The organism is Streptococcus halitosis, assembly GCF_023147855.1.
Classification (GTDB): Bacteria; Bacillota; Bacilli; order Lactobacillales; family Streptococcaceae; genus Streptococcus; species Streptococcus halitosis_B.
The window spans coordinates 14774-38408 of sequence record NZ_JAHXOP010000001.1 but is presented as its reverse complement, the minus strand read 5'-3'; the positions used below and the strand labels follow the sequence as shown (position 1 = coordinate 38408).

25 protein-coding genes are annotated in these 23635 nt (G+C 42.9%); 1 reads left to right on the top strand and 24 read right to left on the bottom strand.

All coding sequences use genetic code 11. The annotated features are described in order from the left end of the window. Window positions 1–21: 21 nt before the first annotated feature. From alaS to budA, 9 genes are all read right to left on the bottom strand, one after another. Window positions 22–2640, bottom strand: coding sequence for an alanine--tRNA ligase (alaS, locus tag KZX55_RS00210; protein WP_248022677.1), 2619 nt, complete (start codon window positions 2638–2640; stop codon window positions 22–24). Window positions 2641–2661: 21 nt separating this feature from the next. Further along, window positions 2662–3147, bottom strand: coding sequence for an LURP-one-related/scramblase family protein (locus KZX55_RS00205; protein ID WP_000847080.1), 486 nt, complete (start codon window positions 3145–3147; stop codon window positions 2662–2664). Between the two features lie 258 nt (window positions 3148–3405). Then, a complete protein-coding gene (locus KZX55_RS00200) occupies window positions 3406–4476 on the bottom strand; it encodes an ABC transporter substrate-binding protein (protein ID WP_248022676.1) in 1071 nt (356 codons plus the stop codon). Next, window positions 4473–5246: an ABC transporter permease gene (locus KZX55_RS00195; protein WP_248022675.1), complete on the bottom strand. Its 774-nt coding sequence runs from the start codon at window positions 5244–5246 to the stop codon at window positions 4473–4475. Before KZX55_RS00195 ends, KZX55_RS00200 begins: the two co-directional genes overlap by 4 nt. Beyond that, a complete protein-coding gene (locus tag KZX55_RS00190) occupies window positions 5243–6049 on the bottom strand; it encodes an ABC transporter permease (protein WP_000754120.1) in 807 nt (268 codons plus the stop codon). Before KZX55_RS00190 ends, KZX55_RS00195 begins: the two co-directional genes overlap by 4 nt. Beyond that, window positions 6030–7187, bottom strand: a complete 1158-nt coding sequence (locus KZX55_RS00185; RefSeq protein WP_000742901.1) for an ABC transporter ATP-binding protein — start codon at window positions 7185–7187, stop codon at window positions 6030–6032. Before KZX55_RS00185 ends, KZX55_RS00190 begins: the two co-directional genes overlap by 20 nt. A gap of 158 nt (window positions 7188–7345) precedes the next feature. Then, complete coding sequence (gene murB / locus KZX55_RS00180) at window positions 7346–8251, bottom strand: UDP-N-acetylmuramate dehydrogenase (protein ID WP_045617395.1); 906 nt, start codon at window positions 8249–8251, stop codon at window positions 7346–7348. Between the two features lie 108 nt (window positions 8252–8359). Then, window positions 8360–9112, bottom strand: coding sequence for a YhfC family intramembrane metalloprotease (locus KZX55_RS00175; protein ID WP_045617396.1), 753 nt, complete (start codon window positions 9110–9112; stop codon window positions 8360–8362). Between the two features lie 9 nt (window positions 9113–9121). After that, complete coding sequence (gene budA, locus KZX55_RS00170) at window positions 9122–9841, bottom strand: acetolactate decarboxylase (protein WP_071788318.1); 720 nt, start codon at window positions 9839–9841, stop codon at window positions 9122–9124. Between the two features lie 156 nt (window positions 9842–9997). Here budA and KZX55_RS00165 point away from each other — a divergent pair, with 156 nt between their 5' ends. Further along, the gene (locus KZX55_RS00165) at window positions 9998–11269 is read left to right on the top strand and encodes a PLP-dependent aminotransferase family protein (protein ID WP_045617398.1); all 1272 of its coding nucleotides are present in this window, start codon (window positions 9998–10000) and stop codon (window positions 11267–11269) included. Between the two features lie 19 nt (window positions 11270–11288). Here KZX55_RS00165 and KZX55_RS00160 read toward each other — a convergent pair whose 3' ends face one another. The 15 genes from KZX55_RS00160 to hemW form a co-directional block, all read right to left on the bottom strand. Further along, window positions 11289–12104, bottom strand: a complete 816-nt coding sequence (locus KZX55_RS00160) for an ABC transporter substrate-binding protein (protein ID WP_045617399.1) — start codon at window positions 12102–12104, stop codon at window positions 11289–11291. 156 nt (window positions 12105–12260) lie between these two features. Next, window positions 12261–12914, bottom strand: coding sequence for a phosphate signaling complex protein PhoU (phoU, locus tag KZX55_RS00155; protein ID WP_000946475.1), 654 nt, complete (start codon window positions 12912–12914; stop codon window positions 12261–12263). An 11-nt stretch (window positions 12915–12925) separates the two neighbouring features. After that, entirely contained in the window at window positions 12926–13684 is a 759-nt protein-coding gene (gene pstB, locus KZX55_RS00150; protein WP_000138669.1) for a phosphate ABC transporter ATP-binding protein PstB, read from the bottom strand. A gap of 12 nt (window positions 13685–13696) precedes the next feature. Beyond that, window positions 13697–14500, bottom strand: coding sequence for a phosphate ABC transporter ATP-binding protein PstB (gene pstB, locus KZX55_RS00145; protein ID WP_000049851.1), 804 nt, complete (start codon window positions 14498–14500; stop codon window positions 13697–13699). 10 nt (window positions 14501–14510) lie between these two features. After that, window positions 14511–15395, bottom strand: coding sequence for a phosphate ABC transporter permease PstA (pstA, locus tag KZX55_RS00140; protein ID WP_248022673.1), 885 nt, complete (start codon window positions 15393–15395; stop codon window positions 14511–14513). After that, window positions 15385–16302, bottom strand: coding sequence for a phosphate ABC transporter permease subunit PstC (gene pstC, locus KZX55_RS00135; protein WP_001070950.1), 918 nt, complete (start codon window positions 16300–16302; stop codon window positions 15385–15387). Before pstC ends, pstA begins: the two co-directional genes overlap by 11 nt. Then, entirely contained in the window at window positions 16302–17180 is an 879-nt protein-coding gene (locus tag KZX55_RS00130; protein ID WP_248022671.1) for a phosphate ABC transporter substrate-binding protein PstS, read from the bottom strand. Before KZX55_RS00130 ends, pstC begins: the two co-directional genes overlap by 1 nt. Before the next feature lie 210 nt (window positions 17181–17390). Then, window positions 17391–18695 (bottom strand): RsmF rRNA methyltransferase first C-terminal domain-containing protein, encoded by a 1305-nt coding sequence (locus tag KZX55_RS00125; RefSeq protein ID WP_248022669.1) that lies wholly within the window; start codon window positions 18693–18695, stop codon window positions 17391–17393. Continuing rightward, window positions 18696–19469: an inositol monophosphatase family protein gene (locus tag KZX55_RS00120; RefSeq protein WP_248022667.1), complete on the bottom strand. Its 774-nt coding sequence runs from the start codon at window positions 19467–19469 to the stop codon at window positions 18696–18698. After that, window positions 19459–19737, bottom strand: coding sequence for a UPF0223 family protein (locus KZX55_RS00115; protein ID WP_248022665.1), 279 nt, complete (start codon window positions 19735–19737; stop codon window positions 19459–19461). The genes KZX55_RS00120 and KZX55_RS00115 overlap by 11 nt, the downstream gene beginning before the upstream one ends. After that, entirely contained in the window at window positions 19738–20139 is a 402-nt protein-coding gene (locus KZX55_RS00110) for a Spx/MgsR family RNA polymerase-binding regulatory protein (protein WP_000631261.1), read from the bottom strand. A 220-nt stretch (window positions 20140–20359) separates the two neighbouring features. Beyond that, entirely contained in the window at window positions 20360–20977 is a 618-nt protein-coding gene (locus tag KZX55_RS00105) for a TIGR01906 family membrane protein (RefSeq protein WP_248022664.1), read from the bottom strand. Beyond that, on the bottom strand, window positions 20967–21740 hold the full coding sequence (locus tag KZX55_RS00100; protein ID WP_248022663.1) for a TIGR01457 family HAD-type hydrolase: 774 nt from the start codon (window positions 21738–21740) through the stop codon (window positions 20967–20969). The genes KZX55_RS00105 and KZX55_RS00100 overlap by 11 nt, the downstream gene beginning before the upstream one ends. A 10-nt stretch (window positions 21741–21750) precedes the next feature. After that, window positions 21751–22488 carry an acyl-[acyl-carrier-protein] thioesterase gene (locus KZX55_RS00095; RefSeq protein WP_096421949.1) on the bottom strand — a complete coding sequence of 246 codons (738 nt, stop codon included), beginning with the start codon at window positions 22486–22488 and terminating at the stop codon, window positions 21751–21753. Between the two features lie 4 nt (window positions 22489–22492). Continuing rightward, on the bottom strand, window positions 22493–23623 hold the full coding sequence (gene hemW, locus KZX55_RS00090) for a radical SAM family heme chaperone HemW (protein ID WP_061588298.1): 1131 nt from the start codon (window positions 23621–23623) through the stop codon (window positions 22493–22495). Window positions 23624–23635 lie beyond the last annotated feature (12 nt).

Below are 23635 nucleotides of genomic sequence, written 5' to 3'. Positions count from 1 at the left end.
AATGGATAGATCTTTATTGTCTTATAATTTACCAGCTACTGCATCCAAGAGTTCTTGGATTTTAGCTTGGTTGCTTCCTCCTGCCATGGCCATGTCTGGTTTTCCACCACCACGTCCGTCGACGATTGGAGCCAATTCTTTGACAAGGTTTCCTGCATGCACATCTTTTGTCTTGCTTGCAACAAGGATATTGACCTTGTCACCAATAGCGGCAACTAGGACAAGCACGTCAGAGTAGTCTTTTTGTTTCCAGTTATCTGCAAATGTACGAAGAGCACCGGCATCTGATACAGAAACCTGACTTGCAATGTAACGGTGGCCGTTGACTTCCTTCACGTCCTTGAAGACATCACCTGCAGCTGCGGCTGCGGCTTTTTCTTTCAACTCTGCATTTTCTTTTTGAAGTTGACGGAGTTGCTCTTGAAGACCTTCAACCTTGTGAGGTACTTCCTTGAGTTGAGGTGCTTTAAGAGTTGCTGCAACAGCTTTAAGAGCGTCTTCTTGTTCACGGTAGGCTTCAAAGGCCTCCTTACCAGTCACTGCCAAGATACGGCGAGTTCCTGATCCAATCCCTTCCTCTTTGACAATCTTGAAGAGACCAATCTCAGAGGTGTTGCCAACATGGGTACCACCACAAAGCTCAACAGAGTAATCACCGATGGTCACAACACGAACTTCTTTACCGTATTTCTCACCAAAGAGGGCCATAGCTCCCATTTCCTTGGCTGTGTCAATATCTGTCTCAACTGTCTTGATAGCAATCGCTTCCCAGATTTTCTCATTGACTTGCTGTTCAATGGCACGCAATTCTTCAGGAGTTACTGCTTGGAAGTGTGTGAAGTCAAAGCGAAGGAATTCGACTTCGTTAAGGGATCCTGCTTGTGTCGCATGCTTTCCAAGGATATTGTGAAGAGCCGCATGGAGCAAGTGAGTCGCCGTGTGGTTCTTCATGACACGATGACGACGATTTGTATCAATCTTGAGTTTATAATTTTTGTTCAAATAAAGAGGTTTAAGAACTTCAACAGTATGAAGAGCTTGTCCGTTTGGTGCTTTTTGAACATCTGTTACAGTAGCCACAACCTTACCTGACTCGTCCAATATTTGACCGTGGTCAGCTACTTGTCCACCCATTTCAGCGTAGAATGGAGTCTCTGCAAAGATGAGAGAGGCAGTTCCTTCTGAAACAGCTTCGACTTCAGCATTGTCAGCTACAATAGCCACCAACTTAGAAGGCAATTGGCTGGCATTGTAGTTGAAGACACTTTCCACTGTAATGTTTTGGAGGGTTTCATTTTGCATTCCCATTGAGCCACCCTTAACAGCAGATGCACGCGCACGCTCTTGCTGCTCTTTCATGGCTGCTTCAAATCCTTCACGGTCTACAGTCATACCAGCTTCTTCAGCGATTTCTTCTGTCAATTCCACTGGGAATCCGTAAGTGTCGTAGAGTTTGAAAACATCTGAACCAGCGATGACGCTTTGACCTTTAGTTTTCAAGTCAGCTACAATGGTTTCTGCAAAGTGTTGACCTGAATGAAGAGTACGAGCAAATGACTCTTCTTCGCTCTTAATGATTTTTTCGATAAAGTCACGTTTTTCAAGCACTTCTGGGTAGTAGCTCTCCATAATTTTTCCAACAGTTGGAACGAGTTTGTAAAGGAAAGGCTCATTGATACCCAATTTTTGACCATGCATAGACGCGCGACGGAGGAGACGACGAAGGACATAACCACGGCCTTCATTCCCTGGAAGGGCACCATCACCGATAGCAAATGAAAGGGAACGGATGTGGTCCGCAATGACCTTGAAGCTCATATTATCGCCATCTTGGTCGTAGACCTTACCTGACAATTTCTCCACTTCACGGATAATCGGCATGAAGAGGTCAGTTTCAAAGTTTGTCTTAGCCCCTTGGATAACCGCCACCAAACGCTCTAAACCAGCACCCGTATCGATGTTCTTGTGTGGCAATTCCTTGTATTCGCTACGAGGAACAGCAGGATCCGCGTTAAATTGTGACAAAACGATGTTCCAGATTTCAATGTAACGATCGTTTTCGATGTCTTCTGCAAGCAGACGAATGCCGATATTTTCTGGGTCAAAAGCTTCTCCACGGTCGAAGAAAATCTCTGTATCTGGTCCAGAAGGTCCAGCACCGATTTCCCAGAAGTTGTCCTCGATTGGGATCAAGTGACTTGGATCTACACCAACAGCAATCCAACGATTGTATGAATCTTTGTCATCAGGGTAATAGGTCATGTAGAGTTTTTCAGCTGGGAAATCAAACCATTCTGGGCTTGTCAAGAGCTCATAAGCCCAGGTGATAGCTTCGTCACGGAAGTAATCTCCGATAGAGAAGTTCCCCAACATTTCAAACATGGTATGGTGACGCGCAGTTTTTCCGACATTTTCGATGTCGTTGGTACGGATAGCCTTTTGCGCATTGGTGATACGTGGATTTTCAGGTTTGATAGTCCCGTCAAAGTATTTCTTTAGAGTGGCTACCCCAGAGTTGATCCACAAAAGTGTTGGGTCGTTTACTGGAACCAAACTCACTGATGGTTCTACAGAGTGGCCTTTACTTGCCCAGAAATCAAGCCACATTTGGCGAACTTGAGCACTAGATAGTTGTTTCATAATATCTCCTTATTTACTTGTTTAATTTGATTGGCTTTCCAGCATTTCCACATAGTCAATTGCGACACAGAGGGAAATGACTAGGTCTGCATAAGAGTCTTCATAGACGGTAACATTGTAGGTTGAGGTCAAATGGAAAATTTCTTTTTGAATCTCGGCGACAAGCTGATCACGATCATCTAGTAATTTGAAATTTAAATCCCAGATATTGCCTTCAATACGAAGACCGAGGTTGTCAAATTCATACTTATCTCTGAAAAAAGTAAACTTCTTACGAATGACGAAATTTGACCCGTCCCGTAGCTGAATGTTAAAGCGAGGAAGTAAGGTGAAAAATTCTTTACTGATCTCACTGACTTGCTCACCATAGGCGTCATAGATGGTAAAGGTCTTAGGAATTTGGAAAAATGATCCCTCCACCTGATAGTTCACTACTCCTCTATCATCCTTGATATCGAAGCGTTCGCCTCCAAGACGAAACTTTTGTTTCACGAGAAATGTCTTCATAAACACCTCCAAAAATCAAAAGACAAGCTCACATCACGAAGGGCGAAAAACCGCGGTACCACCTTCATTCAATGAACTTGTCATTCTCATAATCTTATGCAATTGTCTGATTGAGTAGCATGATTTCCTACCTTAGATGGCTCGCAGCACCGCCAATTCTCTGGACTAAGATGGAGAGAAAACCAATTCTCAACTTTCTTATTATATCGTTTTTTGGGTTCTGCGTCAACTGGGAAAGCTGACAAGAAAGCATATCTTCTACTTCCGGTACATTTTAAACTGTAGGAAGAGGTCGCTATATTTGCCTGTCCATTTATGGTCAAACTTCTCATAAACTTCTAGGTTTTTCATGGTATCAGCGTCTGGATAGAAGGACTTGTCTTCTTTGGTCTCCTCTGGGAGCAATTCCTTGGCTGTGTTATTTGGTGTTGCATAGCCGACATATTCCGCATTTTTAAGAGCATTTTCGGGTTTTAGCATAAAGTTGATGAAGGCATAGGCTGCATCTTGGTTTTTCACGGTTTTTGGAATGACTATGTTATCAAACCAGAGATTGCTGGCCTCAGTCGGAACGACATACTTGAGATTAGGATTTTTCTCTAACATCTGACTGGCTTCTCCTGAGAAGGTCACACCAATAGCCGCATTGCTCTGGATCATGTAACCCTTCATCTCATCCGCCACAATGGCCTTGATATTTGGAGTCAATTTGTAGAGCTTATCCACTGTCTCTTCCAACTGCTGAGGATCCTTGGAGTTGAGACTGTAACCAAGTGAGTTAAGCCCGAGTCCCAGCACCTCACGCGCCCCATCAAAGAGCATAATGGAATCCTTGTATTCTGGTTTCCAGAGGTCATCCCAATGCTCGGGCGCCTCATCTATCATGGTTTCATTGTAAACAATTCCCAAGGTTCCCCAAAAATAAGGAATGGAGAATTTATTGCCCGGATCAAAAGACTGGTTGAGGAACTCTGGTCCGATATTTTCGATTCCTTCAATTTTTGAATAATCAAGCGGAACCAAGAGGTCTTCGTCCTTCATCTTGTTGATCATGTACTCACTAGGAATGGCAATATCATAGGTCGTTCCACCCTGCTTGATCTTGGTATACATGGCTTCGTTGGAGTCAAAGGTCTCGTACTGTACTTGGATTCCTGTTTCTTCTGTGAATTGCTCCAAGAGTTCTGGATCGATGTAGTCACCCCAGTTGTAGATAACCAATTTTTGACTATCTCGACTGTTGATTTTACTGTCTAAATGAGTCGCAATCCCCCACAAGACAAGGATAATCGCTCCAATTCCTGCTAAAAATGAATAGAGTTTTTTCATGCTTGCTCCTCCTTCTCACGTGAGATAAAGTAATAACCTACAACTAGGATAATACTAAAGAGAAAGACAAGGGCAGACAGGGCATTGATTTCTAGGGAAATCCCCTTACGAGCGCGAGAGTAAATCTCAACCGAGAGGGTTGAAAAGCCATTTCCCGTTACGAAGAAGGTCACGGCAAAGTCATCCAGCGAGTAGGTAAAGGCCATGAAATAACCTGCAATGATAGACGGTGTCAGGTACGGAAGCATGATTTCCTTAAACATCTGAAACTGGCTGGCACCTAGGTCATAAGCCGCGTGAATCATATCATCATTCATCTCCTTAAGGCGAGGCAAGACCATCAAGACCACGATTGGGATGGAAAAGGCCACGTGACTAAATAGAACCGTCAAAAATCCAAGTGAAAACTTAAGCTGGGTAAAGAGAATCAAGAAGCTAGCACCAATCATAACGTCAGGCGCAACCATCAAAATATTATTAAGAGATAGAAAGGCTTCTTGGTATTTCTTACGAGACTGGTAGATATAGATAGCTCCGAAAGTCCCGATAATGGTCGCAATCAAGGCTGATAGAAAGGCCAAGAAAAAGGTTTGGGTTAGAATCAACATGAGACGACCATCACCAAACATGGTTTGAAAATGGCTCAAGCTAAAGCCTGTAAAACTGTTCATATCATCGCCAGCATTAAAGGCATAGCCAATCAAGTAAAAAATTGGCAAGTAAAGGATGATAAAGACAAAGGCTAGGTAGAGATTGGCAAATTTTTTCATCGTTCTCTCCTTTCCTTGGTCACCCACATGGTGATGAACATGGTCAGGATGAGAATCACACCGATGGTTGAACCCATACCGTAGTTGTCATTGGTCAAGAAGTTCTGCTCAATAGCTGTTCCCAAGGTGATGACACGATTTCCACCAATCAAACGAGTCAGCATGAAGAGACTCAAGCTAGGGATAAAGACAGATTGGACTCCACTTCGCACCCCATTCATCGACAGAGGGAAGATAACATGACGGAAGGTTTCCCACTTTGTCGCACCGAGGTCGTAGCTGGCATTGATGAGATTGTTATCCATATCATCCAAGACATTGAAAATCGGCAAAATCATAAAGGGAAGCTCGATGTAGCTTGCGACAAAGATGAAGGAGAAATCGGTAAAGAGCAACTGTTGCGAACCGATTCCGATGAATTCCAAGAATTGGTTAATGGAGCCATTTTGACCAAAAATTCCGATAAAGGCGTAGGCCTTGAGAAGGAGGTTGATCCAAGTCGGCAGGATAATCAGCATGAGCCAGAGTTGACGGTGCTTGAGACGGGTCAAAAAGAGAGCTGTTGGATAGCTGATGAGAAGCGTCACCATGGTCACAATCCCAGCATAGAGCACAGAGTTGAAGCTCATTTTGAGATAGGTCAAGTTTTGTGACGCAAAGTAGGATTTATAGTTTTCTAAACTAAACTGCCCTTCAATGTTGAAAAAGGACTGACCGAAAATCAAGACCAAGGGTGCGAGAACAAAGAGGGCAATCCAAAGCATGTAGGGCACTACAAAGAGTTTAGAGGTTGTTTTCTTCATCTCTTTCCTCCTCGATCGCGTTAATCAGACCTGCTTCTTGCTCTTCGATTTCTACGTACTCCTCGATACGAGCATCGAATTCTTCTTCGGTTTCGTTGAGACGCATGATGTGGATATCTTCTGGTTCAAAGTCCAGACCGATTTCCTCACCCACAATGGCCTTACGAGTCGAGTGGATCATCCATTCATTTCCGAGTTCGTCATAGGCGATGATCTCATAGTGAACCCCACGGAAGAGCTGGGTATCAACCTTGACTTGGAGCTTGCCTTCTTCAGGAAGGGTAATGCGCAAGTCCTCTGGACGAATGACAACCTCAACAGGTTCATTTGGCTTCATCCCTCCATCGACCGCTTCAAAGCGTTTGCCGTTAAACTCCACCAAGTAGTCTTCAATCATGGTTCCTGGCAAGATATTTGACTCCCCGATAAAGGTGGCAACAAAGTGGTTGATTGGCTCATCGTAGATGTCCACAGGCGTTCCAGACTGAACAATCTCACCATCATTCATAACAAAAATCCAGTCACTCATAGCAAGGGCTTCTTCCTGATCGTGAGTGACAAAGACAAAGGTAATTCCCAATCGTTGTTGCAGTTCACGCAGTTCGTACTGCATGTCTGTTCGCAATTTCAAGTCCAGCGCTGACAAGGGCTCATCCAGCAAGACCACACGGGGTTGGTTGATGATGGCACGGGCAATGGCCACACGCTGACGTTGTCCTCCAGAAAGTTTACGGATGGAACGTTTCTCATAACCTTCCAACTGAACCATCTTGAGAACTTCCGCTACGCGTTGTTCGATTTCTTTCTTGTCTATCTTACGCAAGCGGAGGGGAAAGGCAACATTTTCAAACACATTCATATGTGGAAACAAGGCATAGGATTGGAAAACCGTATGGACGTCTCGCTTGTTGGTTGGGATATCGTTGATCCGTACCCCATCCAGTAAAATATCCCCTGTCGTCGCATCCAGTAAACCTGCAATGATGTTCAGGATTGTTGACTTTCCTGAACCAGATGCGCCTAAAAGAGTGTAAAACTTCCCTTCTTCCAACTCAAAGTTGATGTCTTTGAGAACCTTGGTGTTGCTGTCTTCAAAAACTTTAGAGACGTTTTTGAATTCAATAATTGGTTTTTTCAATTGTCATAAATTCCTTCTTTTTCATAAATTAACAGATCAGGGCTCTGTCAGGCCACTACTACCTCGTGTAGGAGATTGAACTGCCTACATGCATCTTCGCTAACGATAGGCTTTCACCCCCTTTCCATTGACATAGTAGCAGCTTTTCTGCCTAAATTTTATTCTTTCTCACCCAAGATTCGGACTTCTCTCTCAAGGGTGACACCTGAGTGTTCCTTGACTTTTTCAATAACAGATTGGATCAAGTCCTCATAGTCTTTGGCCGTTCCGTCAGCAACATTAATCATAAATCCTGCGTGCTTTTCAGACACTTCCACACCACCGATACGATAGCCCTTGAGACCAGCCTCTGAAATCAACTGACCTGCAAAATGACCAACAGGACGCTTAAAGACTGAACCACAAGATGGGTATTCTAGAGGTTGTTTGAGTTCACGTAGGTGCGTCAAGCGATCCATTTCTTGCTTGATAACCTGATGATTTCCTGGAGATAGGGCAAATTTAGCTGACAAAACAACAGCTCCAGAATCTTGAACAGCTGAATGGCGGTAACCAAAAGCCAATTCCTTGGCAGATAAGGTCTCGATTTTCCCTTCCTTGGTCAAAACTTGACAAGACTGCAAGATATGAGCAATCTCTCCTCCATAGGCACCCGCATTCATAAAGACTGCTCCACCGACGCTCCCTGGAATGCCACAGGCAAACTCGAAACCAGTCAAACTATGACGAAGGGCAATACGTGTCGTTTCAATCAAGTTGGCCCCAGCTTCCGCTTCAATGGTATAGCCATCAACTGAAACATTATTGAGCTTGTCACACAAGATGACAAATCCACGAATTCCACCGTCACGAACGATGATATTGCTGGCATTCCCTAGCACCATCCAAGGAACATTCTCTTGATTGGCAAATTGAACGACACGCGCCATCTCATAGCGATTGCGTGGCAAAACCAAATAATCCGCTCGTCCCCCTACCTTAGTGTAGGTATAGAGCTTCAAGGGTTCCTTAAAACGAATATCAATTCCTTCTAATTGTTCTTGTATTCTAGTTACTAATGTCATATCTCTCATCCTTTTGTAAAGTGATTTCATTATACCATTTTTAAAGATTTTTGACGACTGGAAATTTCTGTATCCAATCTTCACATAAAAAAAGAGGTCACCCTCTTTTTATGATTTTTTCCAAAATGTAGATTTTGTTAGCCAGACAAGAGCTATAAGTTCTGCGAGAAGGATGAACTCAACTAAAAGTGGATTTGTAATCCATCCCACTTGAGATAAGGCTGGAGCCAAGTCAAACAAAGCATGCAAGCCATAGGCAGCAACGAGATAAATCCATTTCTTTTGACGGACACTTTGATAGACCCAGACAGTAAGGCTAATTTGGAGAACCAGAGCAAGCACACGCTCAACCCCTAGTAGATAGACCTGCCATGCTGATAGAGACTGAACTGTTTCTAATGTACTCTTTGTAAGAAGATTCGCCGCATCAGAGTTTGAAGATTGTAGGAGTGAAAAGAGGATCAAAAGGCTAATCAAACTTCCCATTCCAAGATAGAGCATCTCCAAGCCCCCATGTCCTAAGCCATAAGCCCAAGCATCTCTATCTTCCAACTTTCTCTTTTTCTCCAACCATTTAAAAAAGATAAAACGGGCCGTCTCTTCAAAGAGGGCAGCCATAGCGATCCCATAAAGGACATATAAGAAAGGATGCTCCTGCACGAGTAAAATGGTTCCGTCTTTTTGCGGATGAAGTACCAGAAGGTGAACCATCTTCTCTAACACTTGAGAAGAAACAAAAAATGCAATTGCCCCCAAGCCCATCACTGCAAGAGAGATTTTAAACCGTTTTTTGGCATACCAAGTCCCACTTACTAGAATGAGAACCAAAGCGATCATGGTAAGGATAATATGTACTGTCATCTTTTTCTCCTATTCTGACTTATCAATATCTTTCTTCATCTCGTCAACGTTAAATTTCGCAAATAAATACTGGCGATCTTGGACTGGAAAACGTTGGTCCAACTGGTCGACTGCCCCAACCTCAATCATTCCTTCTTTGATAACAAAGTCCATCACATGCCCACCAAAGGTCAAATCATCTGAGATAAAATGCAAATGGTAGCCTGCAACACTCACCCCATGGAAAATCTCTGGTGTCCAAAATCCAACAATGGTCCCCGATACATTTTCACGGCTATATTCAGGTTGGTGAGTCGCGACATCAGCGAACTTGGTATCAGGTGTGGATTTGGGAATCATCCGTACGTGCATTTGTGAAAATTCACCATGAATCTTGATGGAACGAAAAAGATTTTCCCCATCATAGTAGGACTCAATTCGCTTTTCCAATTCCTTATCTGTCATCTCAAAACGCTGACGGAAAATCACTTCTGCCTGATGAGGAACCACTGCTGCATAGGGAATAAGAGCATCTGCTGCCACCTCAACGATTTCAGGCGTTTGACCAGATCCCTTGGCTTGATATGCTTTGCCATCAAGGACAATCAACTCCCCATCAATCGAATCCAATGTTCCCAAGCCGAGGTCGCCATGTTCCAGTAATTCTCCTACGGTCATGGTTCCACCATAGAGACCTGCCATTAGGGCACCTAGAGTATTGTATTGAAATAATTTTACCGGTTCCTGCACTTTTCTACCATTCTCTTTCTTATCTTTTATTCAATGAATCATTATACTTTCTAAGTATACCACATTTGCTCCTAGTTGTGAAAGGGAGAAATGCTTTTCTCATTGCAAAGGAGGCAAAAAAAAGGTACAATGTAACAAAATCAAGGGAGATCTGGAATGAAGAAAGAAAGTAAATACCAAGCAGTCGTTTCCTTTCTAAAAAACGGCATCGAATCAGGAAAATTTCCAACAGGTAGCCGGCTTCCCTCCATCCGTCAACTGAGCCAAGACTTCCACTGTAGCAAGGACACTATCCAACGAGCCCTACTGGAATTGCGCCATGAACAATACCTCTATGCCAAACCTCAGAGTGGTTACTATGTTCTGGAACAAGGACAGCATCAGGATTTGGAAATCGAAGTCACTGATGAACATGCCAGTGCCTATGACGACTTCAGACTCTGCGTCAATGAAACCCTAATTGGAAGAGAAAACTACCTCTTCAACTACTATGACAACCAAGAAGGACTTGAGGAACTGAGACAATCTGTCCATCAACTTCTTTTCGACCAAGCCCTCTACTGCAAACCCGACCAACTGGTTCTAACATCTGGTACCCAACAAGCTCTCTTTATCCTTTCTCAGATTGACTTCCCGAGCAAGGGAGAGGAGATTTTAGTTGAACAACCTACCTATCACCGGATGAATCGCCTCTTAGTCGCTCAGGGGCTAGCCTACCAGACCATTGAACGCCGAATCGATGGGATTGACCTTGAAGAACTGGAAGAACAGTTCAAATCTGGGAAAATCAAGTTTTTCTATACCATTCCTCGCTTCCACTATCCCCTAGGTCATTCCTACTCTGATCAGGAAAAGAGGGCTATTCTGGATCTAGCAAACCAGTATGGTGTTTACATCGTAGAGGATGACTATCTAGGAGATTTAGACCCTAAAAAAGGGCAGACCTTCCACTATCTGGACACTGAGGATCGGGTCATTTATATCAAGTCCTTCTCAACCAGCCTTTTTCCAGCCCTTCGTATCACCGCTCTCATTCTCCCAAATGCCCTAAAAGAGGCTTTTGTTTCCTACAAAAATATCCTGGACTATGACAGCAATCTCATCATGCAAAAGGCGCTCTCTCTTTACATCGACAGTCAGTTATTTGAAAAAAATCGACTGGCCAGACTGACCCTTCAAGAGAACTATCAGGCTCAGATAAAGAACGTGCTTGAAGAAAACACCTGTCCCTTGCCCCACTATCCTCTACACGATGGCCTTCTCCTTGATTTGAGACACTATCCTAAGATTGCCAGTTTGAAACACAGCTCACTCAAACTAGACTTTTTTGAGAAAGCTTATTTGGAAGCCTGTCCTTATCAGTTCGCCAAAGTCACTCTTGAAAATCTAGAAGAGCTATTAGAATACATAAAAGCAGAATTGGATTAAAGTCCAACTCTGCTTTTTCTTATTGTTCAACTTCTGTTAGTTTTGCTGCCTTTTCAAGATAAGTTTGATAGGTTCCCTCATCTTTCAGCTTTTGGATAACCTTATCTACTACTGCTTTCAAGTCTGATTGATCCTTTTTGATAGCAACGGCATTGGCTTCGCCATCTTTCATTGTCAAGTTAACAGATGCAACGGCAAGGTCTGAGTTTTTACCTGCGTAGCTAAGAGCAACTGGTTCATCCATATGAACAGCATCCACTTTTCCAGCCTGCAATTCATTGACTGCTTCCCCCATATTGGTCAAGGATGTCAATTGGGCATTTGGCAATTGTTCCTTCACCATAGTTTCTGGAACGGTTCCCTTTTGAGCTGCGATATTGGCACTTGCAAGGCTTGAAAGATCCTTGTATTTGTCTAAATCGGCTTTTCTAACCAAGAAACTCATCTTGTTTTCATAGTAAGGGATTGAAAAGTCAAAGACTTCCTTTCTCTCATCTGTAGCACTAATTCCTGCAATGGCTAAGTCAGCCTTTCCAGTTTGAAGACTAGTCAAGACATTGTCAAAACTCATGCTAGAGATTTCAAGTTTAACCCCAAGCTCATCCGCAATCGCTTGAGCCATATCAATATCTGCCCCAACCACTTGGTTTTTACCATCTACCAAGGATTGGAATTCAAATGGTGCATAGTCTGGGCTGGTCGCAACGACTAGCTTTCCTTTTTGTTTGATAGCGTCCACAGCAGACTGGGAACTATCCGTACTGGATTGACAAGCTACTAAAATCACGCTAGCAAGCATGCTACACACAACTAATATCCATTTCTTAAACTTCATAAATAAACGACCTTTCTGTTATTTCTGAATAATTATAACTCTTTTAAAAATACTTGTCAACCCTTTTAGAGATTTTGACTGCAAAACAGTTCTTTTCATAAAAAGAAGACTGATTTATCACAATCAGCCTTTTATTCTGTATATTTAAACCGTTTCTTATAGCTCGACAATCTTCCCTGTTTCAAAGTAAACAACCCATTCACAGATATTTTTAGCGTAGTCTCCGATACGTTCCAAGAAGGAAATGACCTGGAAGTAATCACGACCTGTAACGATGGCTTCAGGATGTTTCTTAATTTCCTCTGTAGCCAAATCACGAATGCTATCAAAGTAATGGTTGATTTTTTCGTCCATCGCTGCTACTTCGTAGGCTTGATCCACCGAACCGTTCAGATAGAGATCTAGAGCCGCTTCGACGAAGTTTTTCACATCGCGTCCCATCTTTTTGATCTCTTCTTCAACTGCAGGAATGCGTTGTTCCCCCTTCATACGAATAGTTGCTTTTGCGATTGACACTGCATGGTCTCCCATGCGTTCCAGGTCTGATACTGCCTTAAGAACGGTCAATACAGTACGGAGGTCTTGAGAAACAGGTTGTTGAAGCGCGATCATTTCAAATGATTTCTTTTCGAGTTTCACTTCATATCCATTTACTTCTGCATCTTCCTCAATAACTTCTTTTGCCAAATCACGGTCATGTGTGACAAAGGCACGCACTGTACGATTGATTTGTGAGAGCACTTCTTGTCCCATGGCATAGAACTGGTTGTGCAATTTCTCCAAATCTTCTTCAAATTGAGATCGTAACATCATTCAACTCCTTATCCAAATTTTCCTGTAATATAATCTTCTGTTTCCTTGTTTTGTGGGTCTAGGAACATCTTCTTCGTATCGTTAAACTCAATCAAATCCCCATCTAGGAAAAAGCCTGTTTTATCAGAGATACGAGAGGCCTGTTGCATCGAACGTGTTACCAAGAGCATGGTGTATTTATCTTTCAGACCATACAAGGTTTCCTCAATCTTACCAGCCGAGATAGGATCCAAAGCTGAAGTCGGTTCATCCAAGAGAATAATCTTGGGACTGGTTGCTAAGACACGAGCAACACAAACACGTTGTTGTTGCCCACCTGAGAGACCAATGGCTGAATCATGCAAGCGATCCTTGACCTCATCCCAGATAGAAGCACGTTGCAAAGCTTTTTCTACTGCTTCATCCAAAACATGTTTATCCTTGACTCCATTGATACGTAGGCCGTAGACAACATTTTCATAGATAGACATAGGGAAAGGATTGGGCTGTTGAAAGACCATACCGATTTCCTTACGCAATTCAACCGTATCGGTACGCGGACTGTAGATATTGTGACCATTATAAATCACTGTTCCAGTTGTTGTCACCTCAGGATTTAGATCGCCCATGCGGTTGATGGCTTTGAGCAGGGTGGACTTTCCTGATCCAGAAGGACCAATCAAGGCTGTTATTTCCTTAGGTTGGAAAGAAAGGGAAACACTATTCAAAGCCTTCTTTTTATTGTAATAAACGGACAGGTCTTTAACCTGCAAAATCGGTTCTGTCATACTGCTTCCTTTCTAACCAAAGTGTCCCGTTACATAGTCATTGGTAGACTGTAGCTTGGCATTTTGGAAAATATTGGATGTCTTATCATACTCAATCAAATCACCCAAGTAGAAAAATCCTGTGTAGTCACTTGCACGCGCAGCCTGTTGCATACTGTGGGTAACGATGATGATGGTAAAGTCCTTCTTCAATTCCAACATGGTTTCTTCCAGCTGGGCTGTCGCAATCGGATCCAAGGCTGACGCCGGTTCATCCATCAAGAGGATATCTGGCTTGACAGAGATGGCGCGAGCGATACAGAGACGTTGTTGTTGCCCACCAGAAAGCATCAAGGCTGATTTGTGGAGGTCGTCTTTGACCTGATCCCAAAGGGCAGCCTGTCTTAGAGAGGTTTCTACAATTTCATCAAGTACTTTCTTGTCCTTAACACCTGCACGTTCATGAGCAAAAGTGATGTTGCGGTAAATAGACTTGGCAAATGGATTTGGACGTTGGAAGACCATTCCGATATGCTTGCGCATCTCATAGACATTGATTTCTGGACGGTTGACGTCAATGCCTCGGTAGAGGATTTGACCTGTGACCTTGGCAATATCAATGGTATCATTCATCCGATTGAGACTGCGAAGATAGGTAGATTTCCCTGATCCAGAAGGACCAATCAAGGCTGTAATTTTATTTTTTTCAAATTGCATATCGATGCCCTTGATGGATTCATTTTTACCATAGTAAACATGTAAATCCTTGGTAGAGAGGGCCACTTTTTCTTCAGGAAAGGTGATGATATGCTTTTCATCCCAGTTATATTTTGACATGGCTTCTCCTTTAGGCAGCGGTTAATTTCTTGTGTAAATAGCTTCCGAGTTTGCGAGCTCCAAAGTTAAAGATTAAGATAAAGATGAGGAGCACAGCTGCAGAACCAGCAGATACAATGGTAGCATCAGGAATGGTTCCTTCGCTATTGACTTTCCAGATGTGGACAGCCAAGGTTTCTGCTTGACGGAAGATTGAAATAGGACTGGTAACACTGAGGATATTCCAGTTAGACCAGTCAAGGGCTGGAGCGGATTGTCCTGCCGTATAGATAAGAGCAGCGGCCTCACCAAAGATACGACCAGATGCCAAGACAACACCCGTTACGATACCTGGAAGGGCTTCTGGAATGACGACATGGACCACAGTCTCCCAACGAGAAATTCCAAGGGCCAGACCAGCCTCGCGTTGCGTATGGTGAACGTGTTTTAAACTGTCCTCAACATTTCGAGTCATCTGAGGAAGGTTAAAGACCGTCAAGGCCAAGGCACCTGAAATGATTGAAAATCCATACTCAAACTGGACTACAAAGATCAAGTAACCAAAGAGACCCACAACGACTGATGGTAGAGAAGACAAAATCTCAATACAGGTACGAATAAAATTGGTCACAGGTCCTTTTTTGGCATACTCAGCGAGGAAAACGCCAGCTCCAATAGACAGAGGAACAGAAATGATCAAGGTAATGACCAAAAGGAAGAAGGAATTATAGAGCTGAATCCCGATACCCCCACCTGCTTGATAAGAGGAGGATTTCCCAGTCAAGAAAGACCAAGAGATATGCGGTAACCCTCTCACCAAGATATAGAGAATCAAGGATGCCAAGATGGCAACGATGATACCCGCGATGGTATAGAGGACAGCTGTTGCAAGTTTATCTAATTTCTTAGCGTGCATAGTTTTTCTTTCCTCTTTCTTTCGTAATCAATTTAATCACACTGTTAAAGGCCAAACTCATCAAGAGCAAGACCAAGGCCAGTGACCAGAGAACGTTATTATCAACCGTTCCCATAACGGTATTTCCGATTCCCATTGTCAAAACAGATGTCAAGGTCGCAGCTGGTGTTGTTAACGAAGTTGGGATAACTGCTGAGTTCCCGACCACCATCTGAATGGCAAGGGCTTCACCGAAGGCACGCGCCATCCCAAAGACCACTGCAGTGAAAATACCTGAACGTGCTGCTTTCAAGGTCACACGCCAGATGGTTTGCCAGCGAGTGGCTCCCATAGCCAAACTGGCTTCACGGTAATGACGAGGAACAGCACGCAAACTGTCTGTTGTCATAAAGGTTACAGTTGGTAGGATCATGACAAAGAGAACGAAAATCCCTGACAAGATCCCAAAACCAGTTCCACCAAAGATGCTACGAACAAAAGGCACCACGACTTGCAAACCGATAAATCCATAGACGACTGAAGGAATCCCGACGAGGAGTTCAATAGCCGGTTGCAAAATCTTTGCCCCCTTTGGTGATACTTCTGTCATAAAGACTGCAGCTCCGATAGCAAAGGGTGTTGCGATGAGGGCTGATAAAATCGTCACAATAAAGGAACCCAAAATCATCGGAAGGGCACCAAATTGTTTCCCAGAAGGATTCCAAGTTTGTCCAAAGAGGAAATCAAAGATGTTGACCCCATTGACAAAGAAGGTCGATAAGCCTTTTTGGGCTACAAAAATCAAAATCATCGCCACAATGATGACAATCAAAGAAAGGCAAGTGAAGGTCAAACCTTTACCAAACTTCTCAAGGCGAGAGTTCTTTGAAGGAGAGAGTAATTTTTTAGATAATTCTTCTTGATTCATTATTGACCTCCTTCTACTGCTGTAACGGTACCTGAAGCATCCTTTTGGACTTTCATTTCATTGATAGAGATATAGCCCATTCCCTTAACAATCCCATTTTGGGCTTCATCTGAGAGGACGAAGTTCAGGAATTCAGCAGCTAACTCATTTGGCTGACCAAGTGTGTACATATGTTCATAAGACCACAAAGGCCAGTTGTTGGTCGTTACATTTTCAGACGTAGGTTCATACCCATTCAGTTTCATGCTTTTCACGGAATCATCTACATAGGCAAAGGCTAGATAAGAAATGGCTCCAGGGGTTTGGGATACAATGGACTTGACCATCCCGTTAGAATCCTGTTCTTGACTCTGCATTGCCGATTGGCCATTCATAACGACCGTATCAAACGTCGCTCGTGAACCAGAACTTGCTGCTCGGTTGATGATTGAAATGGCTAGGTCTTTGCCCCCAACTTCTTTCCAGTTGGTCACTTCACCTGTAAAGATCTTGCGAAGTTGCTCGGTTGTGAGATTTTCAACATCCACTTCCTTGTTTACAATCACTGCAAGACCAGCCACTGCAACCTTGTGGTCTACTAGAGCCGAAGCATTGATCCCTTCTTTTTCCTCTGCAAAGACGTCAGAGTTCCCGATGTCAACTGCTCCAGACTGGACTTGGGATAGGCCTGTACCCGATCCACCGCCTTGAACATTGACTGTTTTTCCGATGTTTCTAGAACCGAATTCATCTGCTGCTGCTTCGACAAGAGGTTGAAGAGCTGTTGAACCAACAGCTGTCATGGATTCTCCACGATCAATCCAGCTAGCACATCCTGCTAGAGAACCTGCCATCAAAAGAGCTGCAAGAGACATGACGAGCTTTTTTCTTTTTTTCACTGTTTTTCTCCTTGAACATAATGATGAATGTTCTGATTTCTTCCGTTTGTCCTGATCATCCAATTATCATCAATGATTGTCCCGCTTTATTTTATCTAGACATTCTTAGGAGCGGAAAATTCCATCGTATAATATAAGTAATAATGAAAGACTATCAGAAAAAACTCATACTTCCACTATAACATAGAATAGGCTCTTTGACTAGCTTTTTCACCTGAATCTGAGTCCTTTTGGGTAATAATTTTTCAAAACATTTCCCGTTACCTTGGCAAAGCCTAGTCCGTTTCCTTGAACCACAACTTGGTACCAGCCATTTGGTCGAGCTTCAGACAATTGAACGGTCTCACCAGCCACATATTTTACAAAGTCCTCATCATTGATTTCGACACTTTGTTTTACTTGGCTTGGTTTCAAGGCCAAACCGAGAGCAAAGCTTGGTTCAAAACGTTTCTTCTTAAACGTCCCCAGATGAAGTCCATTTCGGGCAATTTTGAGTTTCCCTAGATCAGGTAGCATCTCTGGCAAGAGATAAAGTTGATCTCCAAAAGTCTGCAAGATACCAGTTAGATTGACCTGCAAGTGTTTTTGGGCAAAATCATGCCACAAGGCCAGTTGTTCACGACTGAGATTGCTCTTGCTAGCTTTGAATTTAGGTGCTGGATTTTCTCCCTTAAAGTGCAGGTGGGCAACAAACTGACCTTCTCCCTTGAAATGATGAGGGTACATCCGAGCCGTTTCAGGAAGATCAATTCCTGCCACCGTACCGTTCACATGCTCGACTGGAAGCAATTCAAATTCATAAGTATCAAGTAACCAGTGGACGATTTCTTCATTTTCCTCAGGTGCCCAAGTACAGGTAGAATAGACCAAACGACCACCTTCAGCAAGCATGGTCACTGCATCTTCTAAAATTTCTCTTTGAAGACTAGCACATTGGCTAGGATAATCGGTACTCCAATAATCCATGGCATCGGGCTGCTTACGAAACATCCCTTCACCCGAGCAAGGTGCATCAAGGACAATCACATCAAAGTAACCTTTAAAAACCTTGGCCAAGCGGTCAGCAGATTCATTGGTTACAACAACATTTGTCGCTCCAAATCGCTCCATATTTTCCACTAAAATTTTAGCACGCTTACTTGAAATTTCGTTGGAAACAAGGACTCCTTGATTAGCCAGATAAGCTGCTAGTTGAGTGGATTTTCCACCTGGTGCTGCCGCCAAGTCCAAGACCTTCATACCGGGAAGGGGTTGAGCTACCTGGGCCACCATTTGGGCTGCAGGCTCTTGCGAATAAACAAGACCGGTCGCATGCTCTGGTGACTTTCCAGAAACCTTACCATAATACCCCCAAGGTGTATTGGGAATAGCATCCGCAAACGATAACTGACTTTCTTTTAAGGGATTGACCCGAAAAGCCGAAACTGCTTCTTGTTTAAAAGAGGCAAGAAAATCTCTTGCCTCATCTTCTAGTATCGCTTCATATTTTTCAACAAATCCTTTTGGAAATTGCATTTAGTTCTCTTTCCTTTCGTAGATATAAGACTGAATCACTTCTTGCATCTCGATTGGCACCATCATGACAGGCTGACGCGTTTTAAAATCAGCGGGCTCACCTGATACTGTAAGAAGACGATAACCCAGACTTTCCCCTAAGATACTGGCCGCAGCGTAATCCCATGGCTGTAAGTAGGTAATATAAGTCAGAAGACGACCCGATAAAACCTTGGCAAAACTAATGGCCGCACTGCCGTAGACACGGACTCCCAACGCTGCTCGCCCCAAATCCGCCAGGCCCCACTCATTGCTTTCAAACATACCTGAGTTACCAGCAACCAGGAATTCTCTGAGGAGCTTCTTTTTAAAAGGCGGTAAGGGCTCATTATTGCGATAAGGAGGAAAGGCACCACCACCATGGTAACAATCACCTTTCATAACATCATAGATGATGCCAAATTTGCCCACACCATTCTCAAAATAAGCCAACATCACGGCAAAATCTTCCTGCTGAGCGACAAAGTTATTGGTACCGTCAATGGGATCAATCACCCAAACAGAACCTTGATCGACCGCAGCACGCAAACAGCCCTCTTCCGCGCAAATCAAGTCCTCAGGATAGGAGGACTTGATCCGATCAACCAAGAGTTCCTGGACCTCCTTGTCCAAACGTGTCACCAAGTCAGTAGGTGAAGACTTGCACTCAACCTGCAAATCTTCTTTCATGTGAGCCAAAATATAGTCAGCAGCTTCCTGCACAATCTGTTTGGCAAATTCAAATTTAGTTTCCAAGAGAAATCTTCCCTTCTCTTTTTTCTTTTGCTAATTGAACCGCATGATAGAAGGAATAACCGCTAACCGTCTCAAATTCGCGACCTAGGCGCTTTTCTTCACTTTTGCTTGGAACCACAGACTTAAATTTCTTATAGGAATCTAGCAGTTTTTTTGCTTCTACCTTATCTTCATAAGCAGCTTCAACATCATTAAAAAAAGAAAGCACTGAAGCAAGTTCTTCAGTGCTCCACGACAAATCTAGTGGGTAACTATACTGTTTGTTCATCTATCCAATACCAGCTCTCAATGTTGCTTCTTTTAGTTCTTGTTTACGGTAACTACGAGGGAGAAAAGCACGAATCTCATCTTCATTAAAACCGATCTGCATGCGTTTGGTATCTATAATAATTGGACGACGCAAAAGACTAGGATATTGCTCAATCAACTGAAGCAACTCCGATACCGAGATACTCTCTACATCAATATCCAATTTTTGAAAAATTTTTGAACGAGTTGAAATGATGTCATCAGTACCATTTTCGGTCAAGGAAAGAATATGTTGTAATTCTTTTCTTGTTAAAGGACTAGTCATAATATTATGCTCTTGAAAGGGCACTTTATGCGTCTCTAACCAAGCCTTTGCCTTACGACATGATGTACAACTCGGTGATAAAAATAGTGTAATCATGCTTATCTCTTCTTTTATCTATACTTGCTATTTCTATTATACAAAAAAATAAAGCGCTTGACTAGGTATTTTTAGAAAAAAAGCCTATTTTTTCATAGAAAATAGACTGTTTTCTGCAAAAATCTCCTGCTTTGCAAGTTTATCTTTAGGATAACCTAACAATAAATAGGGAGTAGAGCAACTTCTCTCGTTTTTTATTAAAAATACAGAACTTTTTCCACTATTTCCTTGAAGCTTTAGCAAGAAGGAAACCAAACATTCCTTCATACAAAGCAAAGAAAAGTAAAAAGGCATGGAGAAAGAAAGTCTCTGGCAAAATCCAAATAACGGGATCCTTTGCTGGATCAAAAAGCCAGGTATCATCTCCCACAAAGAGAATCTGATGGAAAAGAGTAAAGAATTGCTCAAACCCAATCAACACTCCTACAAGGCCAATGACTAGAGGCAATAGTACTAGAGCTAGGATACTTTTACGATATAGGGGCAAAAAGCCTTTTTTTACAATCTTTCTAACAAAGAAATAGAAACTTGGAAGTGTCACTAGGGCAACTAGCTGAACTAGGTGAAAGAGATTCTTCACCACCGCAAAGTGGTGTAGACCTGCAGCTGATGAACGAAAATCTGGCATCTCTAAGACCTGACTAAAGGGATTGGTCAGGTAATTCATCAAGATATGAATGTTATACAGAATTGTTTCTGGCTTTAGATAGACTCGATCCGCTAAGTTCAGCCACTGAATTTCCAAAGGATAGAAAATCCATGCCAGATAAATGGTCAGTAGGATAGAAAGGGAGAGGAAAAAGAGCATACTTCCCCAAAAGGTCAGTTTAGTTTTCATCGAAATTCCACTCCGCAAGGCTAGAAACTACATGAGTTGGTGCGATTGGCAAGTCCGCCACTTCTTCTGCTTTGGTAAAACCTGTCGTCACCAAGAGCGTTGGAATGCCGTTGTCAATCCCTGCTCGGATGTCTGTCAGGTAGTTGTCCCCCACCATGAGCAATTCTTCTCTTTTCAAACCTAAGTGCTCAACCGCCTTGTCCATGATGATAGCATTTGGTTTTCCGATATAAACTGGTTTGACCCGTGTTGCTACTTCAAGAAGTGTTACCAGTGAACCAGCTCCTGGCAAAAGACCACGTTCCGTCGGGATATTGAGGTCAGGGTTGGTTCCGATAAAGTGAGCACCCTTTTGAATGGCTAGAGTTGCTGTCGCAAATTTTTCATAGTCGACTTGCCAGTCCAGTCCAACGACCACATAGGCTGGATTTTCCTTGTCTTCGACATAACCAGCCGCCTGAATGGCATCCTTGAGTCCTGCTTCACCAATGACATAGACTGTCTTTTCCAGTCCCAAGTCATTCATATAGTCGATGGTTGCCAGAGTTGCTGTATAGACAGTTGATAGAGGGGTATTAATGTTAAAATTCTGAGCCAACATCTCTTGAACGCTCTCAGGAGTACGAGTTGTATTATTGGTTACAAAGAGATAGGGAATTTCTCGCTTTTGCAACTCATGCACAAAAGCCTCACCTTCCGGAATCCGGTCTTTCCCCTTGTAGATAGTCCCGTCTAAATCAATTAAATAACCTTTATAAGTCATATCGTCCTTTCTAATTCGCTTCAATTTCTTGCCAAGTAATCATAGCTTGGGCATTAATCTCGCTATCACTGATAATCTCATGCTTGCTTTCTAGTCCCTTGAGTTCATAAGTTGAAGCAATCATGCCACCTGGTCGCACTTCTTTTACATATTTGAGATTGATTTTCTTTGGAATATACTTGGTCAAAAAGTCTGCTCCCATGACCTCAAAAATCCAATCCAGGTATTTGCTATTATTGACATGACCATTCATATCCAAGTCGTAAAAACGAACATGGTAGTCTTTGCTGATCGGATCTTCTAGATTTGCATACTTTGGCCCACGGATGAGTTTTTTATCAAACTCAGACTGATAAGGAGCAACAATCTCCGGTTCAACAGCATGAACTTTACGACTATCTCTGTCCATAAGAACAAAGGTTGCTACCATGCGAATGATTTCTTGACCTGCTTCATCATAGATAGTGAAACGGCGGTAGCAAAAAAGACGATTGTAAGTCAATGCTTCTGTTTCAATCGTAATCTCTTCAGCAAAGCAAGGCAAGCGCACCACGTCAATCGCATAGTCTGTAATAATCCAGACCAGATTGTAACGTTCTAACATATCTCTGTCGCTAACTCCCAGCTCAATTGACTGCATACCTGATACTTGCAAGGACAGCAAAATCACATCTGGAAGTTTGATATGACCGTTCATGTCCGCCATATCAAAAGGAATTTTCATTTTCATTTGATAAGTTAAGCCCATTGTTCTACTCCAAAATAAATCGTTCTGCTACAGTGTCTCCCAAGAAGAGACCCCTCTTTGTCATTCGGACACGATCACCGTCGATCTGCATAAGACCTTGTTGAACCAAGTCTCTGATGATTTCGCCATAAAGTCCATCAAAGGACCGTCCGAATTTTTCCTCAAATCGTGTCATGGAAACCCCGGATTTCTTGCGGAGTCCCAGGAACATTTCTTCTTCCATCTGCTCCCTTTGATTCAGGTGTTCTTCTGTAATGCGAGCATTTCCTGCCTCTACCGCATTGAGATAGTGGCGGATAGGACCGTGGTTTTTATAACGAACTCCATCCACATAACCTGACGCACCCGCACCGATACCATAATATTCAGCATTGTCCCAGTACATGAGATTGTGGCGACTTTCAAAACCAGGCTTTGAGAAATTGGAAATCTCATAATGCTCAAAACCAGCTCGCTCCAGCTCTGCGATGATGTACTCAAACATCTCAGCTTCTAACTCTTCCTTAGGCAGGGGCAATTTCCCACGTCGCATGCGGTTCATAAAGACCGTATGATTCTCCAAAATCAAGCTATAAAGACTCATATGAGGAATATCAAGCGAGATAGCCTTAGCTACATTGTCCTTGACCTGAACCATAGTTTGACCTGGAAGAGCATAGATTAGATCGATGGAGATATTGTCAAAACCAGCCAGTTTCAGGCGGTCGATATTTTCATAAATATCCTTCTCCAAATGACTACGCCCAATCTTTTTCAGCATTTTGTCATCAAAAGTCTGCACACCCAAGGAAACACGATTGACTGGCGACTGTTTCAAAACCGCAATCTTATCCGCGTCCAAGTCGCCTGGATTGGCTTCAATGGTCAACTCTTCCAAGACAGACAAGTCTAGATTTTTAGTCAAACCATCCAGAAGCACCTCTAATTGCGAAGCGGACAAAGCCGTTGGCGTCCCACCTCCAATGTAGAGAGTTCGTAACTTTTGGATATCATAAAAACGAAACTCCTCTAGCAAATGCTCCAGGTAACTATCTACTGGTTGATTCTTGATAAAGACCTTTGAAAAGTCACAATAATAACAAATCTGTGTGCAAAAGGGAATATGCACATAGGCGGACGTTGGTTTTTTCTGCATAGTACTTATTAT

Excerpts from the sequence above, each read along its gene's own strand:
- alaS (WP_248022677.1), bottom strand. The coding sequence starts at position 2,640 with ATGAAACAACTATCTAGTGCTCAAGTTCGCCAAATGTGGCTTGATTTC.
- KZX55_RS00205 (WP_000847080.1), bottom strand. The coding sequence starts at position 3,147 with ATGAAGACATTTCTCGTGAAACAAAAGTTTCGTCTTGGAGGCGAACGC.
- KZX55_RS00200 (WP_248022676.1), bottom strand. The coding sequence starts at position 4,476 with ATGAAAAAACTCTATTCATTTTTAGCAGGAATTGGAGCGATTATCCTT.
- KZX55_RS00195 (WP_248022675.1), bottom strand. The coding sequence starts at position 5,246 with ATGAAAAAATTTGCCAATCTCTACCTAGCCTTTGTCTTTATCATCCTT.
- KZX55_RS00190 (WP_000754120.1), bottom strand. The coding sequence starts at position 6,049 with ATGAAGAAAACAACCTCTAAACTCTTTGTAGTGCCCTACATGCTTTGG.
- murB (WP_045617395.1), bottom strand. The coding sequence starts at position 8,251 with ATGACATTAGTAACTAGAATACAAGAACAATTAGAAGGAATTGATATT.
- KZX55_RS00175 (WP_045617396.1), bottom strand. The coding sequence starts at position 9,112 with ATGACAGTACATATTATCCTTACCATGATCGCTTTGGTTCTCATTCTA.
- KZX55_RS00165 (WP_045617398.1), top strand. The coding sequence starts at position 9,998 with ATGAAGAAAGAAAGTAAATACCAAGCAGTCGTTTCCTTTCTAAAAAAC.
- KZX55_RS00160 (WP_045617399.1), bottom strand. The coding sequence starts at position 12,104 with ATGAAGTTTAAGAAATGGATATTAGTTGTGTGTAGCATGCTTGCTAGC.
- phoU (WP_000946475.1), bottom strand. The coding sequence starts at position 12,914 with ATGTTACGATCTCAATTTGAAGAAGATTTGGAGAAATTGCACAACCAG.
- pstB (WP_000138669.1), bottom strand. The coding sequence starts at position 13,684 with ATGACAGAACCGATTTTGCAGGTTAAAGACCTGTCCGTTTATTACAAT.
- pstB (WP_000049851.1), bottom strand. The coding sequence starts at position 14,500 with ATGTCAAAATATAACTGGGATGAAAAGCATATCATCACCTTTCCTGAA.
- pstA (WP_248022673.1), bottom strand. The coding sequence starts at position 15,395 with ATGCACGCTAAGAAATTAGATAAACTTGCAACAGCTGTCCTCTATACC.
- pstC (WP_001070950.1), bottom strand. The coding sequence starts at position 16,302 with ATGAATCAAGAAGAATTATCTAAAAAATTACTCTCTCCTTCAAAGAAC.
- KZX55_RS00125 (WP_248022669.1), bottom strand. The coding sequence starts at position 18,695 with ATGCAATTTCCAAAAGGATTTGTTGAAAAATATGAAGCGATACTAGAA.
- KZX55_RS00115 (WP_248022665.1), bottom strand. The coding sequence starts at position 19,737 with ATGAACAAACAGTATAGTTACCCACTAGATTTGTCGTGGAGCACTGAA.
- KZX55_RS00110 (WP_000631261.1), bottom strand. The coding sequence starts at position 20,139 with ATGATTACACTATTTTTATCACCGAGTTGTACATCATGTCGTAAGGCA.
- KZX55_RS00105 (WP_248022664.1), bottom strand. The coding sequence starts at position 20,977 with ATGAAAACTAAACTGACCTTTTGGGGAAGTATGCTCTTTTTCCTCTCC.
- KZX55_RS00100 (WP_248022663.1), bottom strand. The coding sequence starts at position 21,740 with ATGACTTATAAAGGTTATTTAATTGATTTAGACGGGACTATCTACAAG.
- KZX55_RS00095 (WP_096421949.1), bottom strand. The coding sequence starts at position 22,488 with ATGGGCTTAACTTATCAAATGAAAATGAAAATTCCTTTTGATATGGCG.
- hemW (WP_061588298.1), bottom strand. The coding sequence starts at position 23,623 with ATGCAGAAAAAACCAACGTCCGCCTATGTGCATATTCCCTTTTGCACA.